Source organism: Ruegeria sp. HKCCD7303 (genome assembly GCF_013111185.1).
In the GTDB taxonomy this organism is placed as follows: Bacteria; Pseudomonadota; Alphaproteobacteria; order Rhodobacterales; family Rhodobacteraceae; genus Ruegeria.
On sequence record NZ_WVRE01000002.1, the window covers coordinates 944,792 to 962,097 of the forward strand.

Sequence of the window (17,306 nt, forward strand, 5' to 3'; positions counted from 1 at the left end):
GCACAATTCTTAGTCAAAACAAAAAATAGCGTTGCGCCATTGGCAGCACTTCAGCGGGTTGGCAGGTCAATAATTCGCCGTCTGCCCGCACCTCGTAGGTTTCCGGATCAACCTCGACATGAGGTGTCGCACTGTTCAGCAGAAGGTCCTGTTTGCCGATCTCCCGTGTGTTCCGTACAGCCACGGTTTGCTTGGCTAATCCCAGTGTATCACCGATCCGATCCTCCTGCGCGGCCTGCGAGACAAATGTGATCGCGGAATGTTCAACCGATCTCCCATAGGCGCCAAACATCGGGCGGCTATAAACAGGTTGCGGTGTAGGGATCGAAGCGTTGGGATCACCCATTTGAGCGCAAGCAATGGTACCACCCAGCAAAACTATCTCGGGCTTCACTCCGAAAAAGGCTGGGTTCCACAGGACCAGATCGGCACGCTTGCCTTCTTCGATGCTGCCGATTTCGTGGCTCAGTCCATGCGCAATGGCCGGGTTGATAGTGTACTTTGCAATGTAACGCCGAACACGAAGATTGTCGTTGTCTCCGGTTTCCTCGCTCAGACGTCCGCGTTGTTTCTTCATTTTATCGGCGGTTTGCCACGTACGGATCAGCACCTCGCCCACGCGGCCCATAGCCTGACTGTCAGACGCGATGATCGAGAAGGCACCCATATCGTGCAGGATATCCTCGGCCGCAATGGTCTCGCGCCGGATACGGCTTTCGGCAAAGGCCACGTCTTCGGGAATGGATTTGTCAAGGTGATGGCATACCATCAGCATGTCCAGGTGCTCTTCAACCGTATTGACGGTGAAGGGGCGTGTTGGGTTGGTCGAGGATGGCAGAACATGGTTCTCGCCGCAGATCTTGATGATGTCTGGGGCGTGGCCGCCACCTGCACCTTCGGTATGGAAGGCATGGATCGTTCGGCCTTTCATGGCAGCCACGGTATTTTCTACAAAACCAGATTCGTTCAGCGTGTCGGTATGGATCATCACCTGCACGTCCATCGCATCCGCAACCGAAAGGCAGCAGTCGATGGCGGCAGGGGTTGTTCCCCAGTCCTCGTGCAGTTTCATCGCGCAAGCGCCTGCCTTGACCTGTTCCTCCAGCGCCGCTGGCAGTGAGGCGTTGCCCTTCCCCGCGAAGGCCAGGTTCATGGGAAAGGCATCCGCCGCTTGCAACATCCGGCCGATATGCCAGGGCCCCGGCGTACAGGTGGTCGCCAGAGTGCCATGTGCAGGACCGGTGCCACCACCAAGCATGGTCGTCAGGCCGGAATGCAGCGCATCTTCGATCTGCTGGGGGCAAATGAAATGAATATGACTATCAAACCCGCCTGCCGTCAGGATGCGCCCCTCGCCTGCGATGGCCTCGGTCCCTGGGCCGATAATGATGTCTACACCCGGCTGGGTATCGGGGTTCCCTGCTTTGCCGATTTTAGCGATCCGCCCGTCCTTCAGCCCCACATCTGCCTTGTAGATACCGGAATGATCAACGACCAGAGCGTTGGTGATCACCGTATCAACAGCCCCCTGAGCACGCGTGACCTGAGATTGCCCCATCCCGTCGCGGATTACTTTACCGCCGCCAAACTTGACTTCTTCGCCATAGACGTCTTCGCGGTGACCCGTTTTGCTGAACCGCGCGGCTGTCGCGCGATCCACAATCAGATCTCTTTCCACCTCGATAATAAGATCGGTGTCGGCCAACCTAACCTTATCACCCACAGTTGGGCCGAACATGGCGGCATAATCACTCCGGCTGATCTTGCCCGGCATCTTTCAAAGCCCCCATGATGTGCATGTTAAAACCATAAATGTGCCGCCGCCCGTCATAAGGAACCAGCATCACTTCGCGGGCCTGACCCGGTTCAAATCGAACGGCCGTCCCCGCAGGAATATCCAGCCGCATCCCCAAAGCTGCATGGCGATCAAAATCCAGGGCAGCGTTCGCCTCGGCAAAGTGGTAATGGCTGCCGACCTGTACTGGCCTGTCACCTGTATTGGCGACCATAACAAGGCGACTGCTGCGCCCGGCGTTCAGCGTCAGTGAGCCGTCGGCCGGAATGACCTCACCCGGAATCATTTGGTCAGCTTGGTCAGCAGCGCGATGAGAGCAAAAGCAATCAAAGCCAGCCCAGCGCCCAACGTGGCATAGTCGGTTGGGTGTGCGTGAATATGCGTGCCAGTGTGGGCTATTGCCGGGCCAGAAAGAACAAGGGCGGGAAAGAGCATGCGGATCATAACGCGTTCCTTTTTTGATTAACGAATGGGATTGTGAACAGTGACAAGCTTGGTTCCATCGGGAAACGTTGCCTCGACTTGTACTTCGTGGATCATCTCTGGCACGCCTTCCATACAGTGTTCCCGGCTGATGACTTCAGCCCCGGCTTGCATCATGTCAGCGACCGATCGACCATCGCGCGCACCTTCGACCACGGCGTCCGTAATCAGGGCGATGGCTTCGGGGTGATTCAGCTTAACGCCGCGGGCCAGCCTCTTGCGGGCAACTTCCGCGGCCATAGCGACCAACAGCTTGTCTTTTTCACGTGGGGTCAGGTTCATGTCAGAGCATCCAGCATCGGGGCAATGTGCCTTTGTTCAGTTGCCGCAAAACCGGCATCAGGGTACGGCGCAGGGCAAAGCTGTTTTCAGCCAGGGCGCGAACAATCAGCAATTCGTTTTGTATAAGTGTCGCCCCTGCCGTATCCGGCAGCATGTCGCGAACCGGGCCCAAATGAGCTTCAACAGCCTTCGAGGCAAATACGATCAACGCCATTGCCCCAGCGCCGTTTGCGATATGCGGCTTGGACAGATGAGCGTTCAAGTCGCCTGAAAACTGTATCGCATCCAGAAAAACCGGACCTTTTTGGCGGTGTATCTCGATCCGATCACTGAGACGGATTTTGCTGAGCCGCTCTCCCATCGCCGCGCGCCCGAAGACCATTGGCTCGATCATCAACAACTCAGCCTCAGGAGCTAAATCGATCTTCAGCCGACGCTCCAACGCGCTATCGTTGAACAGGATCGTCTCTTGCGGCAACCAATTCACACGAGCGCCAGACTGAACTGTCAGGTGGTTGGTAATCTGGCCGATTTCTTCAGGCTGCGCTTTGTAGACACGTTCGCAAGCCTGCGTTGTCAGCGTCAGCGTAGTGCCTTCTGCAGCTTTGCCTGAAAACCGAAATCTATCGCCCCCGGTCACTCCACCGGCCGTGTTGAGAAGAACCGCCTCCAAATGCGGCGTTGTGGTTCTTGGGAACAAGCACTTGAAGGACCCGGAATGGTGAAACCTGTCTAATACACTCTTAGCGCCCAGCAGCTTGGTGCTTAGGTTAACTGAACCAGCGGCGCGTGGTGGGTTCGCACTTTGCGCGGGTTTTATAACAGCAGCTTGAGTAATAAGGCACCTTTGGAAGACCTGTTGGTGCCATCTGTTTCCTTGCTGACGCGCCGAAACGCCAATTTGCACCGTCGCAGAATGCCTAGTTTCGCGTCATCCGATCAAATATTAACCGAATGCACGCCCGGCGGCCTAAAATTTAAGCAGGTTCACCCTATAAATGAATGCGTCTCACCCTAAACCCGCAAGTCGCACTGCGTTGCGGAAGTCGAAAGGACCGCCGCAACGCAAAGCACGTTCGTTAAGTTTGGCCGCTGCGCTTAGCCAACGTATTGATCGGCAACAACTTCCCCAAACCTGTCAAAAAACTTGGCCGAGAGTTTTTTGGCAGTTCCTGAGATCAACCTGCTGCCCAGTTGTGCAATTTTACCGCCAATTGCGACCTTGGCGGTATAAGACAGCACTGTTTCTTCCCCATCAGCCACAAGAGAGACATCAGCGCCACCATTTGCGAAACCTGCAGCTCCTCCCTTCCCTTCTCCACTCAACGAGAACGCATCAGGCGCTTCTGAATTGTCCAGCGTAACCTCGCCATTGAATCGCGCCTTAACGGGGCCGATTTTCAGCACAACTTTGGCCTCAAGATGCTCAGGTGAATGCTGGATAAGCTCTTCGCACCCAGGAATGCATTCGCGCAGGACATCCGGGTCATTCAGCGCGCGGTACACTACGTCTCGGGGCGCAGAGATGCGAATTTCGTCATTTAGCTCCATCTGAGGATCCTTTTCTCAACAACATCTTGGGAAAACACGAAGTGCCACCTCGGTCGCTTCTTCCGGGGTCGAATCCGGTTTTGCAGCCCGGAAGGACGCCAACCAGTTAAGCCATTTTTTCTTCATGCGAAGTCTCCTCGGATTTATCTGAGTTCCGCCAAAGGATAATTTCAGCAAGGATCGACAGGGCAATTTCGTGTGGGTCGATCGCATGGATGTCCAAACCGGCAGGCGACTTGAGCCGCTTGGTTTGTGCAGAACTCAAACCTTGCGCTTCCAACCTGTCGCACAACACCTCAGCCTTTCGGTGGCTCGCAACCATTGACACACGGCGCGCCGGTGTCTCGAGCGCGGCTTTCAATGCGGCGCCATCACCTTTTCCCTGCGAAGCGACCACTGCGAAATCGCGTGGCTCAACACCCAAAGCGCTTAAGTTTTTCGGATCGAAACTGGTAAAATCCACTTCACTCTCAGAACCTTCGGGCAAGCAAACACGCAATCCGATAAGCGCTGCGTGCTCTGCGAGGGCATGGGCAATCGGGGACTCTCCAAAGATGATCAAACGCGGCGCATGCTGATACGGCTCAATCAGCAAGTCGACCGTTCCACCCGAAGGGCAACCGCTCTTGAAGGTTTCCACGCCGTCCGGGTCTGTCATTGCCACCACCTTGTCCGAGGGTTTCACGCGGATCATTTTCGGAAAGCCACCTGTAAGTGCTTCCTGAGCTGATGCCCGTACAACGCGCTGCACACAGGCTCCACCCAGATGTCCCAATATCCGACCGTCTCGCGTGACTACTGCCTTGCCGCCCGCCTTGGCCGAGGTCGCGTCGGCGGTGCGAAGGACAGTTGCCACGCAAAAAGCGTCCCCCTGCTGGCGCAGCTGTTCAATCGTGTCGAAGATGTCGAAACCTGCCATGGTTTTATCCTTTCACAGTTTTCGGAATTCAGGTTCTAGTGCCGCCAGTGCTTCAAGCGTGTTGGCAGGAAGATGCGCGTCCAGGTACGGCTCTGCGGCCTTCATGGCAGCGGCAATGGGCTGGTAATCTTTCCATCCTTTAAGCGGATTCAGCCAAACCACCCGTCGTGCCTTGCGTCGGACCCGCGCCAGTATATGCCCCAAAGCCGCAGGCGACGAGCTGCAATAGCCATCCGAAAGGATCAATACCACCGTCCGCCCGTTCAGGGCACGGGCACCGTATCCATTCAAAAATTTTTCAAGGCTACCCGAGATGTCAGTACCGCCGCCAAACCCTTCGGCCATCAGCGACAATCGGCCAGCCGCGCGCAGCGTGTCGTGATCGCGCAGTACATCCGTCACCCGCATCAAATGCGTATGAAATAAATACGCATCCGCTTCGGCTCCGCTGCCAATCAACCCCTTGAGAAAGGCAAGGAAAACTCGCGAATAAACTGTCATCGAACCGCTAACGTCACACAAAGCCACGATCCGCATAGGGCGTGGCGGGCGAGCACGACGGTAAAGATCAATCGGCTCACCACCCCTCGCAAGGCTGGCGCGTTGAATACGGCGCATATCCAAAGCCGGGCCGCGCATCGCAAGTTTGCGTCTGCGCGAGCGACGGTCCCGGATGGCTCGCGCGATGGCGGTTGCCGCCTGTTCCGCTTGCTTCAACGCGTCTTCATCCATCAGCTCACGCAAATCCCGACGCGACAGGTTAGCCGTACGGGTTGCGATCAGCCTCCCGTCTCTCCCCAAGGCCTCCCCGTCGCCAGGATCAGGTTCTTGCGCCTGATCCGTGCCGGTTTCCGCCTCCCGAGCGTCTTGGCTTTGCTGCTGCCAAATCATCGGCTTTGCGGATTGAACCCGCACATGAGCCGTGTGGGCAGTTCCAGTTCGGTGCTTGCCTGTATTTAACCAGTAGGCATCGAACAAGTCCTCGAAGCGACGCCAATCGTCAGCGTCGCCTGCCAGCAATACACAAAGCGCCCGCTGAGCCTGTCTGACATCCGTTGCGTCAACTGCTGCCAGAGCAGCCAGCGCGTCTCCTGTCTCAGCAGATCCCACACGCATCCCGTTCATGCGCAAATGTGCGATGAAACCGGACATGCGATCCGACAAACCAGATGCGCGGGAGGGAAACCGAGTGACTTGCATCAGGCGACTTTCCCGATCAGGCGATCCATGACTTCGGGCGGCGCGGCATCGTAGTCAGCGGCAGTTTTCAGAAGACACACAAGGGTTGCCTGAACCTCTTCCTTAGACTGCGCCATGTCGTTGACACCCAATCCTGATAGCGCGGCTGCCCAGTCCAGCATCTCGGCGATGCCGGGTGTCTTTTCTAAGTCTTCCTTCCGCAAAGCCTGCACGACCCCGATGATCTGACGCGCAAGCCGCCCTTCGACGTCAGGCATGCGCGCATTCAGGATCGCCATTTCAGTTTCTCGCGATGGGTAGTCGAGGAAACTGTAAAGACAGCGACGCCGCAGCGCGTCGGACAGATCTCGTGTCCCGTTGGCCGTCAGGATTACAATCGGGCGCGAACGCGCCTTCAGGGTGCCGAGTTCGGGGATGGTGATCTGAAAGTCTGACAGAATTTCAAGCAAGTAGGCTTCAAACTCTTCATCGGCCCGGTCGATTTCGTCGATCAGCAGAACCGGCGGATCTTCTTCGCTGATTGCCTCCAGCAATGGACGCTTCAGCAAGTAATCATCGGTGAACAGTTGCGCCTCGCTGGTGCCTCCGCCAGCCTCGCTTGCACGAATGGCCAAAAGCTGACGTTGGTAGTTCCACTCATAAATGGCGTGACTGGCGTCCAGCCCTTCGTAACACTGCAACCGGATCAATCGCGTCTCACGTTGAGCCGCAAGAGCCTTGGCAACCTCGGTCTTGCCGACACCCGCAGGCCCCTCAAGCAGCAACGGACGACCCAGCGTCTGCGCAAGATGCAGGGCCATGGCCAAACGATCATCGGCAACATAGCCCTGTGCGGCCAATCCGTTCTGAACGTCAGTCAAAGTCAAAACCAGGATCCAATCTTCATCTGGCCAAAAATACCTCGGGGGTCCGAGGGGGCAGAGCCCCCTCGCTTTGGTCGGGCCGGCGCCAGCCGGTCCGGACCATTTCACCCATGCATCCCAAGACCATTGGCGATCTTCCAGATCCGCCAGTGGTCGTGCGGCATGTGGCTTTGCACCAACCCAAAGGGCCGGAACGCATCATGCACCGCGTTCGAGAAGCAAGGAACGCCGCCCACGTTCGGGCTTTCACCCACTCCTTTTGCACCAATCGGATGGTGCGGGGACGGTGTCACCGTATAGTCGGTGATATAGTTCGGTGTCTCCCAGGCGGTTGGCAGGAAGAAGTCCATCAGGGTGCCTGTCTTTACATTGCCCATCTCATCATAGGCAATTTCCTGGCCCATCGCGATCGCCAGCGCTTCGGTTACACCACCATGGACCTGCCCGTCGATGATCATCGGGTTGATCCGCGTGCCGCAATCGTCCAGCGCATAGAACTTCCGCACTTCCCATTCGCCGGTATCCACGTCAATTTCCATAACGCAGATATAGGCCCCGAACGGATAGGTCATATTCGGCGGGTCGTAGTAGCTGACGGCTTCCAGCCCCGGCTCCAACCCCGGGATGGCCTGATTATAGGCGGCGAAGGCGATTTCTTTCATGGTCTTGAACCGCTCGGGCGCGCCTTTGACAGCGAACCGGTCCACATCCCATTCGACGTCGTCATCATGCACCTCGAGCAGATAGGCAGCAATCATCTGCGCCTTCGCGCGGATCTTGCGCGCGGCCATAGCCGTCGCCGCCCCAGCCACAGGCGTGGACCGAGAGCCATAGGTCCCAAGACCATAAGGCGCGGTGTCCGTGTCGCCTTCCTCCAGCGTGATATCGTCGGCGGGCAGGCCGATCTCGCTGGCGATGATCTGGGCAAAAGTCGTGGCATGGCCTTGACCCTGACTGATCGTCCCGAGCCGCGCGATGGCTGAACCCGTTGGATGTATGCGGATTTCGCAACTATCAAACATTCCCAGCCCAAGAATATCGCAATTCTTGACCGGCCCGGCCCCGACAATCTCGGTGAAATGTGTCAGGCCAATCCCCAGCAGCTTACGAGTCTTGCCAGCTTTGAAGTCCTCGACCCGCTGCGCCTGTTCGGCCCGCAGACCGTCATAGTCTACGGCCTTCAACGCCTTGTCCCAAGCGGTATGATAATCGCCCGAGTCATACTCCCAGCCCAGCGCCGACTGATACGGGAACTGATCCGCCTTGATAAAGTTGATCCGACGCAGCTCGGCCGCGTCCATGTTCAGCTTGATGGCCAGAACCTCGATCATGCGCTCGATGAAATAAGCAGCCTCGGTCACGCGGAAGGAACAGCGATAGGCCACGCCTCCCGGAGCTTTGTTGGTATAGACACCATCGACAGCAAGATACGCGGTGGGGATGTCATAGGAACCGGTGCAAATATTCATGAATCCAGCTGGAAACTTGGTCGGGTCGGCACAGGCATCAAACCCACCGTGATCGGCGGTTGTATGACACCACAGCCCGGTGATCTTACCATCCTTGGTGGCTGCGATTTTGCCCTGCATCCAGTAGTCGCGGGCAAAGGCGGTGGACATCAGGTTCTCCATCCGGTCCTCGACCCATTTCACTGGTTTGCCGGTAACGATGGAAGCAACGACCGAGCAGACGTAACCTGCGTAGGCCCCCACTTTATTGCCGAAGCCACCGCCAATATCGGGGCTGATCACGCGGATATTGTGCTCGGCCAGGCCAGAAATCAGCGACACAACCGTGCGGATCGCGTGCGGGGCCTGGAACGTGCCGTACAGCGTCAGCTTTCCAGTCACTTTGTCCATCGAGGCCACGCAGCCGCAGGTTTCCAGCGGACAGGGGTGGGTCCGGTGGTAATAGACCATCTCTTCAGCCACCACATCGGCCTCGGCCAGAACGGCCTCGGTCGCGTCCTTGTCACCCTGTTCCCACGTAAAGATATGGTTGTGGTGCTTGCGTGGGCCGTGCGCGCCCTCGGTCTGGCCTTCAAGGTCTTCGCGCAGGACAACATCTGATTTCAACGCCTCGAAAGGGTCGGTGATGACAGGCAGTTCTTCGTATTCGACCTCGACCAGTTCCACTGCGTCTGCCGCAATGTACCGGTCCTCGGCCACGACATAAGCAACTTCCTGGCCCTGAAACAGCACTTTGCCATCGGCCAGCACCATCTGCTTGTCACCTGCCAGCGTCGGCATCCAGTGTAAACCCAGAGGTGCAAGATCCTCAGCTGTTAGCACGGCGACAACGCCGGGTACCGCCAAGGCTGCCTCTTTGTTCACGCTGACAACGCGGGCATGTGCGTAGGGGGAGCGCACAAAGTCACCGAACAGCATGCCGTCAAGCTTGATATCATCTACATAGTTGCCCTTGCCTTGGGTAAAGCGCACGTCCTCGACGCGTTTGCGGGCGCAGCCCATACCTTTGAGGTTGGCGGCGCGTTCTTCGGGGGTCAGAGTCTGGTCGTTCATTCCGCGGCCTCCTTCTGAGCGTTCAGCATGTCAGCCGAAGCTGAGATCGCCTTGACGATGTTCTGATATCCGGTGCAGCGGCACAGGTTTCCGGCCATGCCAAAACGGATTTCTTCCTCGGTCGGATTAGGGTTTTCCTGCAACAGACGATGCGCGCGGGTGATCATGCCCGGCGTGCAGAAGCCGCATTGCAACCCGTGATGTTCGCGGAACATCTCTTGTAAGACGCCCAAGCTGCCATCATCATTGGTCAGCCCTTCAACGGTGGTAATATCTGCCCCGTTCACCTGGGCCACAAAGGTGGTGCAGGACTTGACGGATTTGCCATCGATATCAACGGTGCAGGCCCCACAATGGCTGGTCTCGCAACCGATATGAGGACCGGTAATTTTCAGATCTTCCCGCAGGAAATGGATCAACAACGTGCGCGGTTCGGCCAGACCTTCGACCTCTTTGCCGTTCACGGTGAGTTTGACGTGCATTTTCGACATTGCTTTCTCTCCTCACCCTGCGCGGCTTTGCGCACGGTCGATGGCGCGGCGCAGCATTACGGCGGCCACGTGTTTCTTGAATTCAACGGGTCCTCGATTATCGGCGACGGGATCGATCGCATCGAGCATAGCGGCAACGCAGCCCTCGACGTCACCACCTGCGAGAGCGGTGCTCGCGTCTGCGGACCAAATGGGTGTGTCGGCCAGATTGGTCATTGCAACCGAAGCGGTTCCCTGCCCAAACATCACCGCGGCAGCGGCCGTCGCATAGTCGCCAATCTTGCGCTTTTGCTTTTCATAGGCTTGCCCAACGCCGGCAGCGGGAACAGGTATTGAAATCCGGGTCAGGATCTCTTCATCTTCGCGCGCAGTGAAATATGCGGCCTCATAAAAATCACGGGCGGCTACGCTGCGGTTGCCGTCAGGCCCCGACAGTTCGAACGTGGCATTCAGGCATTGCATCAAACCCGGCATGTCATTGCCAGGATCCCCATTGGCCACGTTGCCACCAACGGTGCCCATGTACCGCACCTGAGGATCGGCGATCTGCAAAGCAGCTTCGCGGATCAAAGGGATTGCCGAGGCCAGACCGTCATGCGTAATCATCTCGTGCTGCGTCACCATCGCCCCCAAGGACACCGTGTCGGAACCGATCTTGACCCCTTTGAGTTCGTCGATAGCCTGCAAATCGACAAGATGGCCCATCTCGGCCATGCGCAGCTTCATCATCGGGATCAGGCTGTGCCCGCCCGCGATCACGCGCGCCTCATCTCCGTGCTCCTGCAAAATGCCAATGGCCGAGGCGATGTCGCCTGGCCGGTGATACTCAAAACCGGCTGGTATCATGTTTTTCCTCCCTGGGTCCGAGCGATATGCCTTGGGGGACCTGGGGAAAGGAGAGAGCTATGCAGCCAGCCGTTCCAGCAGCGAACAACAGAGCGCGCGGCTTGTTTCACGAAATGCGAATAAGCTGCACGAACTGCGATCAGAGACCGAGCGCCTCGCGAATATCCGTCAGACGGGAACGGCTTACCGGGACTTTGGTCAGGGCGTCGACACCGTCGAAATAACATGTGCCGTTGTCCTTGTGACGCTCAAAGCCTGAGACGTGTTTGGGGTTCACCAGATAACTGCGATGAGCGCGTAAAAAACCATCTGGCTTTAGTCGCGTTTCGGCCTCGGTTATCGACCAAGGGCAAAACAGTTTTTCGGCACCCATATAGAGAACAGAATAATGCCCCTCGGCCCTGATGGCTGCGATTTTTGCAGGTTCTGTAAAAAAGGTCTGACCTTCTCGCTCGAACGGAACACCGGCGCGAAATGCGGCCGGTTCCGAGGCGGGTTCGGGCTTGGGTGTTTCCGTGGGCTCAATAAACGAGATGCCTGTCAACAGAAACGCCCCGCATATCAGAAACACCGAAACGGTCACGCCCATCGCCAGAACCTGATTGTCCAACGCAGGCCCTGCACCACCGACACTGTCGCTTGCGACAAAGTCGGTCAGACCGGTTGCTACGAAATGCATGGTAAATACAGCCAGCCCAAAGCACACTGTCCCAAGCAATATGTTGCGCTGTGTGCGGTTTCCATAAGCGACCCAGATGGCCGCCACGGACAGGATCACCGAAGCCAGTGTCGCCACGAATACATCCAGAACATTATATACAGGACGACACAGCTGCATTCCGGCCATGCCAATATAGTGCATCAACACAATCCCCAGCCCAACGATCATCCCTGATCCAATCATCGTCTGTGGCGTGCGTGGGCGAAAATGCAGCAACAACAGCGCCAGCCCAACCATTAGGATTGCGACCAGCGCGGAAATCAGAGTGATCAAGGCATCATAATAGAACAGGATCGGCAGTTGCAGGCCCAGCATGGCAACAAAGTGCATCGACCATATACCGCCGCCCAGAATAACTGCTGCCAGAGCGACCACAAGTTTGCGCCGCTGCGTGTCCAGGCGAGACGCCCCATGAGTCAGATAGAGGCCAGTAAACCCAGCCATCAGCGCCACGGCCAGAGACGCTGCCACGAGCCACACATTGTGCGAGTAGTCCAACATTCGGGTGTCCACGCCCTCCCCAGCGCGTGCTTGACGTTAGCAAACAGGAATTCCCGGTACAATCTAGTCTGGCCAAACTGTGAAAAGCGCTCTCAGACCAATTTTACCAGCGTAAGTCCCTTCAACTAAGTGCTTTTTCACACCTTGCCAGGATTGTGTCACCGCGAAACAGTAGCACGATCAAGCGAATTCACCTGCATCGTGCATTCCCATGGCTCACTTAGACCGCACGCTCGTACAACAAACCTTCTTCTTTTCGAAGCGACAATGGGAACAGACCGTACTGCATCACTGCAAAACGGACTTTCTCGGAGCGGGTTACAAAAACTTGATTGGCGATTAGCTTTTTATACGCGCAAGCTACGACAGCCTCTCGCTCGCCATTAGTTAAGTTCTTTCGACGTGACCCAACCCACTCTGGATCAGCGAATTACGTGAACCGAACATTTCGCATGATGCACAACCCTGTTTGCGGTTGATCCGAGGAATATGTCCTCGAAACCGGGCTTGTGCGATGCCAAAACAATGCAATCCACATCGTTCTCGTTCGCGAAATCAACGATCGCTCTACCTGCTTGACCCGAGATAAGTCGCGTCTTCGCTCCTGGAATCTCAGAGGCCGTCTGATGTAGGTTGTCCAAGATTTCATGCCGCGTGTTCGCAAGCACCTCACTTGGAATCTGAGACCCTACATAGGCCGGGATTGGTTCCTGGGCGTGTATCACAGTGAAAACAGCGTCCTCATCGGCCAATTGGCGCGCCGCCTCAAAGGACGCGCGCGTGTCGTGCTCTTGGTCCAGAGCAACCGGGATCAGGATGTTCTTATACATTTGGTCTCCTATCTACAGCTCCATCGACGTCAGCCTGAAATTTGCGACAGCAGGAAACCTACACAGGTTCAGACTTCGATGATTTGCCAGCACTCTTCGTTGCGGTCGCAACATCATCAACGGTTTTCTCGACAGCTTCAGCTTCGGTTTCCGCGACATATGCGGCACAACGGGCCACAGTTTCGAACCATTCCTGAGCATCAGCAACCAACCGCTCAACCGAATGGCGTTGCCATTCCGTCATGCTCTGAAGGGCTTTCGTAGGTTCAGACGGGTTGGCGGAAGATACTTTACGTGCAGCTTGCAGGGCCGTCCGGACCGCCTCGTGACGCCGTTCGAACCAATGCTGCGCAAAGGCTTCTGTTTCTTCTAACATTTTTTCTTGCGCGTCCCAAAACTGTTCGATCTGGGCACCGAAAGCTGGATTGCCAGAAACGGGCGGCTGCATTTGCTTGAATACGTCCATTAGTGAAGCCGGGTGGCTAGGGTTAGATTTCTTTGTCGACATCGAAAATTCCTCCTCATTCCCTGATGACCCATTGTCCCACCTGCAGCGAGCTTTCGCCTTAATACAGATCAATATTCCTTGTTTTCATGCTTCTTGGCTTACGCCGCGAGAGAACACTCCTAACCTTTCGACATCGGTTCCTAGATGGCAGGATTGGAGTTAAAGTAGATCAAGCAAGAACTTAACGCTTGGTTTCAAATGAACATTGCGGGTTTTCTGATTACTCTTGGCGTCCTTTTCCTTGCCGGATTGGTGGCTGATCAGCTTGGTCGGGCCACGCATCTTCCTCGGGTTACGACCTTACTTTTCCTCGGCATGATCGCCGGGAACGCCGGAATGGGGTTGATCCCGCTTGACGTTGCAATGTGGTTCGATGAGGTATCCATCGTGGCTTTGACCATGGTTGCGTTTCTTCTTGGAGGGTCCTTAACCCGCGAGAACCTTGTTCGACATGGCCGGGCCATTCTGGCAATTTCCATTTCGATCGTGGTTGCCACCCTCATTATTGTGTCGGTTGGACTGACCGCAATTGGCGTACCTTTCGGGTTGGCGTTCGTATTGGCGGCAATTGCTACAGCTACGGCTCCGGCTGCCATGACAGACGTAATTAGACAGTCTGGGGTATCCAACAATTTCACCGAGACCTTAAAGGGCGTTGTCGCAATTGATGATGCTTGGGGTCTGATCGTTTTCAGCATCGCCTTGGTTCTGGCCGGTCATTCGGACGGTTGGGCCACCGTCACGACCACAGCGATCTGGGATTTCGGGGGCGCAATTGTTCTGGGCGGCGTGTTGGGCATTCCGTCCGCTTACCTGACCGGTCGATTAAAGCCAGGTGAACCAATGCAGGCCGAAGCGGTGGGGATCGTCTTTCTGACAGCGGGTCTTTCGCTCTGGCTGGAAGTTTCGTTCCTTGTAACAGGCATGGTCGCCGGAGCCGTGATCGGGAACCTTGCCCGCCACCATGACCGAGCCTTTCACGAAATCGAGCACATTCAATGGCCATTCATGATCCTGTTCTTCCTGCTGGCCGGAGCCTCATTGGATATTGAGGCTTTTGGCTTGATGGGCTGGGCCGGAGCCCTTTTCTTGCTTTTACGAACCATTGCACGACTTGTGGGCGGCTTTTGTGGCGCAAGACTAGGAGGCTTACCACGCCGTCAGGCTTACTGGTGTGGCCCCGCTTTACTGCCGCAGGCAGGGGTTGCAGTGGGGATGGCTTTGGTCGCCGGGGAACAGTTTCCAAATTGGGCGGCATCCATAATGGCCTTTACCTTGGCCAGTACGGTGGCATTTGAAGTGTTTGGGCCGCCACTGACGCTTATGTCGATCAGACGCACCGCGGATACCGAGTAGCTGCACGCTCGTTCGGAGCCTATTCAGCCTGAACCGATTCAAGAAAGACGAGCAAATTCGCCAGCGGCAGGCCCACCATCATAGGTTGGCCATTAGGCAAAGCGACAGCGATCTGTTGGTCCGTCTCAAAAACCGCGCCGAAGATTGGCATTTCGCCCCCATGCGCAAGCAATTGCGAGCGACCGTCAATCTGCTGAGCTATGCGATCTATCGGAAACACGCCGCCGTTTTCGGCCGCCAACTTGGTGAGGTCAGGTGTTTGAATAGCAAGCATTTCGGCCATCGGCCCATCGCCAGTCGCTTCGAAACCGTGGCATTGCCAGCAATACGTCCGGTACAAATCGCTTCCGTCGCTCACACTTACGTCCTGCGCCAGTGCAGAGCCGGTGACGAACAGCGTCAAAAATACCCCGTGAAATAACTGCATTTGCTCCTCCAATTCGCTGCTTCCGATGATGGTCCCATTAAATGGCATACTTAAGAAACTTCTTTGACCTCGCTCATGTTGTATGCGCCAAGACGAACGCTGGTGTTTCAGCTTTATAGCGTTGGAGCACATGCCTGATTTAATCTGCGTCGACCTCCGACTTCGCAGCCTCGGCATGGACCTCGCCACGCTTGCCTCCAAAGGAGGCTCCTTCCAGTGCATTCAAATGCCAGCGAATTCGCCAAAGATGATAAGACACTCGATGCATCCATCTCAGAGAATCCAACCGAGCCCAGACCACCTCGTCCGGCAAACTGTCAGTCGCAGCGTCGGAAATGAGCAAGTCTCTGCGAAGTTTCCTCTGTCGTCGCAGAAAGCGACGAACACGGTTCAGCGTGTTTTCACATTCCTCTTGGTCATCGATTTTCAAGTAACTGTCAGTTGCCGCAATCACCACCAAAGCAAGCCGTTTCAAACGCCGGTCTTTTGGTAACTCGCTGATCCTGTCAACTTGGCTACATCGGTAAAGCAACCGATCCAGATGATCGAGTATGTGGTACATACCTTTGATCCTGGAAATCTCGACATCGGACTCGCGGGAAAGCTCTATCTTGTCTAGATACGCGCGCGCTTCGGCCAAGGCCGTCTCAATGCTGTCCCGCCCGTAGTCGGTTTCGCCTGGCAGCCGCACACCCATACACGACCGAAGGTGCGCCACTTCGGCCAGCACAATTTGATCGACTGAGGCTTTTGCCGCATCCACCGCTATCTCCGGCAACCCTAGCACGAGCGGATCTAAAGATTTTGTTAGCTCAGCTCCTCGATCGGGTATAAGCGCCTCGACAAATCTGGCAAACGGCTTGGCGAACGGCAGGATCAAAACCACCCCCAAGGCGTTGAAGAAACTGTGGAATGCCACAAGCGCGGTCAAAGAGTTTTGGGCCCCCGCCCCGCTTACAAAGACCGAAGTAAATGGCCCCAGCAAAAAAAACGCCATTACTCCTGTCATCACGTTGTAGATCACATGGGCAGAACCGGTTCGGCGGGCCATCGTGCCCCCGCCCAAAGTAGCCAGAACGGCCGTAAACGTCGTACCCACATCCATTCCAATGACCAACGCCGCCGCTTGAGGGAAGCTCACAGCACCAGCGCTCAGTGCCGCCAAGGCCGTGGCGACACCGGCGCTCGAAGACTGCGTCACCATCGTGATCAGGACACCAATCAAGACAAGCTTCAGCCTGCCTAGAAGTGTATCTGGTGGAAAATCAGCAGGCGTAACTACGCCACGAAATGCGTCCAGGCCGGACTTGAGTTGTTCGATTCCTATGAAAACCAAGCTGAACCCGGCTAACGCCAGCCCAAAGTTAGAAACCGCTTTCCTGCCCGAAAGCGCGAACAATGCGCCAACAAAAACAACAGGCAACATCGCTTGCCCAAGGTCCAGCTTGAACCCCAAAAGCGCGACCAGCCAACCTGTCATGGTCGTTCCGATATTGGCTCCAAAGATGATCCCAAGCGCTTGCGGGAACGTGAGCAAACCAGACGCGACAAAACCCACGGCCGCGACAGTGGTTGCACTGGACGACTGTATTGCAGCTGTCGTGACAGCGCCGGTCACCGCACCCGTAAGAGGCGTGGACGTGAACCTGCTCAGAACATCGCGCAGCCGCGCACCAGCCAATGCCTTCAACCCGTCCGTCATCAACAGCATTCCAACCAGGAAGAGACCGATGCCGCCAAATGCTGGTAATAGATTCCAGAACATCACAAACAACTTGCCTTGCTTAGCCAATGTACGACGGGCACGTTCGCTGTACCCTCGGGGCCGCGAGCAACAGACTGCGGCCCACTTTCAGCCTTGCAGACCCGATGTGACGCGTTGGTTGATATAGATCAAAGCAGCAACAAGATTCACATAGTGAAATAAGAATGTTTTAGCGTAGTCTACGTTCGCCGACCTGTCCCCAAACCAAACAAAGAGGCGAACGGAATTTTGGAGGAGTGGAAGTTC

18 protein-coding genes are annotated in these 17,306 nt (G+C 56.2%); 1 reads left to right on the forward strand and 17 read right to left on the reverse strand.

Features of this window, described 5'->3' with window-relative positions:
* Positions 1–13: 13 nt before the first annotated feature.
* The 15 genes from ureC to GS630_RS09355 all read right to left on the reverse strand — a co-directional run bounded on the left by ureC (position 14) and on the right by GS630_RS09355 (position 13,584).
* On the reverse strand, positions 14–1,774 hold the full coding sequence (ureC, locus tag GS630_RS09285; RefSeq protein WP_171237317.1) for an urease subunit alpha: 1,761 nt from the start codon (positions 1,772–1,774) through the stop codon (positions 14–16).
* Positions 1,749–2,081 (reverse strand): urease subunit beta, encoded by a 333-nt coding sequence (locus GS630_RS09290; protein WP_171237316.1) that lies wholly within the window; start codon positions 2,079–2,081, stop codon positions 1,749–1,751. The genes ureC and GS630_RS09290 overlap by 26 nt, the downstream gene beginning before the upstream one ends.
* On the reverse strand, positions 2,078–2,239 hold the full coding sequence (locus GS630_RS09295; protein ID WP_171174974.1) for a hypothetical protein: 162 nt from the start codon (positions 2,237–2,239) through the stop codon (positions 2,078–2,080). The genes GS630_RS09290 and GS630_RS09295 overlap by 4 nt, the downstream gene beginning before the upstream one ends.
* 18 nt (positions 2,240–2,257) lie before the next feature.
* On the reverse strand, positions 2,258–2,560 hold the full coding sequence (locus GS630_RS09300; protein ID WP_152459090.1) for an urease subunit gamma: 303 nt from the start codon (positions 2,558–2,560) through the stop codon (positions 2,258–2,260).
* A 1-nt stretch (position 2,561) separates the two neighbouring features.
* Complete coding sequence (locus GS630_RS09305; protein ID WP_253282908.1) at positions 2,562–3,260, reverse strand: urease accessory protein UreD; 699 nt, start codon at positions 3,258–3,260, stop codon at positions 2,562–2,564.
* A gap of 398 nt (positions 3,261–3,658) precedes the next feature.
* Positions 3,659–4,111: a CoxG family protein gene (locus GS630_RS09310; RefSeq protein ID WP_171174976.1), complete on the reverse strand. Its 453-nt coding sequence runs from the start codon at positions 4,109–4,111 to the stop codon at positions 3,659–3,661.
* A gap of 106 nt (positions 4,112–4,217) precedes the next feature.
* The gene (locus GS630_RS09315) at positions 4,218–5,030 is read right to left on the reverse strand and encodes an XdhC family protein (RefSeq protein ID WP_171174978.1); all 813 of its coding nucleotides are present in this window, start codon (positions 5,028–5,030) and stop codon (positions 4,218–4,220) included.
* Positions 5,031–5,042: 12 nt separating this feature from the next.
* Positions 5,043–6,230, reverse strand: coding sequence for a VWA domain-containing protein (locus GS630_RS09320; protein ID WP_171619389.1), 1,188 nt, complete (start codon positions 6,228–6,230; stop codon positions 5,043–5,045).
* Entirely contained in the window at positions 6,230–7,096 is an 867-nt protein-coding gene (locus GS630_RS09325; RefSeq protein WP_171174982.1) for a MoxR family ATPase, read from the reverse strand. Before GS630_RS09325 ends, GS630_RS09320 begins: the two co-directional genes overlap by 1 nt.
* 101 nt (positions 7,097–7,197) lie before the next feature.
* Positions 7,198–9,615, reverse strand: a complete 2,418-nt coding sequence (locus GS630_RS09330) for an aerobic carbon-monoxide dehydrogenase large subunit (protein ID WP_171236401.1) — start codon at positions 9,613–9,615, stop codon at positions 7,198–7,200.
* The gene (locus GS630_RS09335; protein WP_170355562.1) at positions 9,612–10,106 is read right to left on the reverse strand and encodes a (2Fe-2S)-binding protein; all 495 of its coding nucleotides are present in this window, start codon (positions 10,104–10,106) and stop codon (positions 9,612–9,614) included. The genes GS630_RS09330 and GS630_RS09335 overlap by 4 nt, the downstream gene beginning before the upstream one ends.
* A 12-nt stretch (positions 10,107–10,118) precedes the next feature.
* Positions 10,119–10,952, reverse strand: a complete 834-nt coding sequence (locus tag GS630_RS09340) for a xanthine dehydrogenase family protein subunit M (protein ID WP_171174986.1) — start codon at positions 10,950–10,952, stop codon at positions 10,119–10,121.
* A 139-nt stretch (positions 10,953–11,091) separates the two neighbouring features.
* Positions 11,092–12,174, reverse strand: coding sequence for an MHYT domain-containing protein (locus GS630_RS09345; RefSeq protein WP_171236400.1), 1,083 nt, complete (start codon positions 12,172–12,174; stop codon positions 11,092–11,094).
* 422 nt (positions 12,175–12,596) lie between these two features.
* A complete protein-coding gene (locus tag GS630_RS09350) occupies positions 12,597–13,004 on the reverse strand; it encodes a universal stress protein (protein WP_171236399.1) in 408 nt (135 codons plus the stop codon).
* 58 nt (positions 13,005–13,062) lie between these two features.
* Entirely contained in the window at positions 13,063–13,584 is a 522-nt protein-coding gene (locus tag GS630_RS09355; RefSeq protein WP_253284498.1) for a phasin family protein, read from the reverse strand.
* A 126-nt stretch (positions 13,585–13,710) separates the two neighbouring features.
* Between GS630_RS09355 and GS630_RS09360 the strand changes: the two genes are divergently transcribed.
* Positions 13,711–14,868 (forward strand): cation:proton antiporter, encoded by a 1,158-nt coding sequence (locus GS630_RS09360; RefSeq protein WP_171174993.1) that lies wholly within the window; start codon positions 13,711–13,713, stop codon positions 14,866–14,868.
* A 19-nt stretch (positions 14,869–14,887) separates the two neighbouring features.
* Here GS630_RS09360 and GS630_RS09365 read toward each other — a convergent pair whose 3' ends face one another.
* Positions 14,888–15,295, reverse strand: coding sequence for a c-type cytochrome (locus GS630_RS09365; RefSeq protein ID WP_245223137.1), 408 nt, complete (start codon positions 15,293–15,295; stop codon positions 14,888–14,890).
* 139 nt (positions 15,296–15,434) lie between these two features.
* Positions 15,435–17,060, reverse strand: coding sequence for a Na/Pi cotransporter family protein (locus GS630_RS09370; RefSeq protein WP_171619391.1), 1,626 nt, complete (start codon positions 17,058–17,060; stop codon positions 15,435–15,437).
* Between the last annotated feature and the right edge of the window lie 246 nt (positions 17,061–17,306).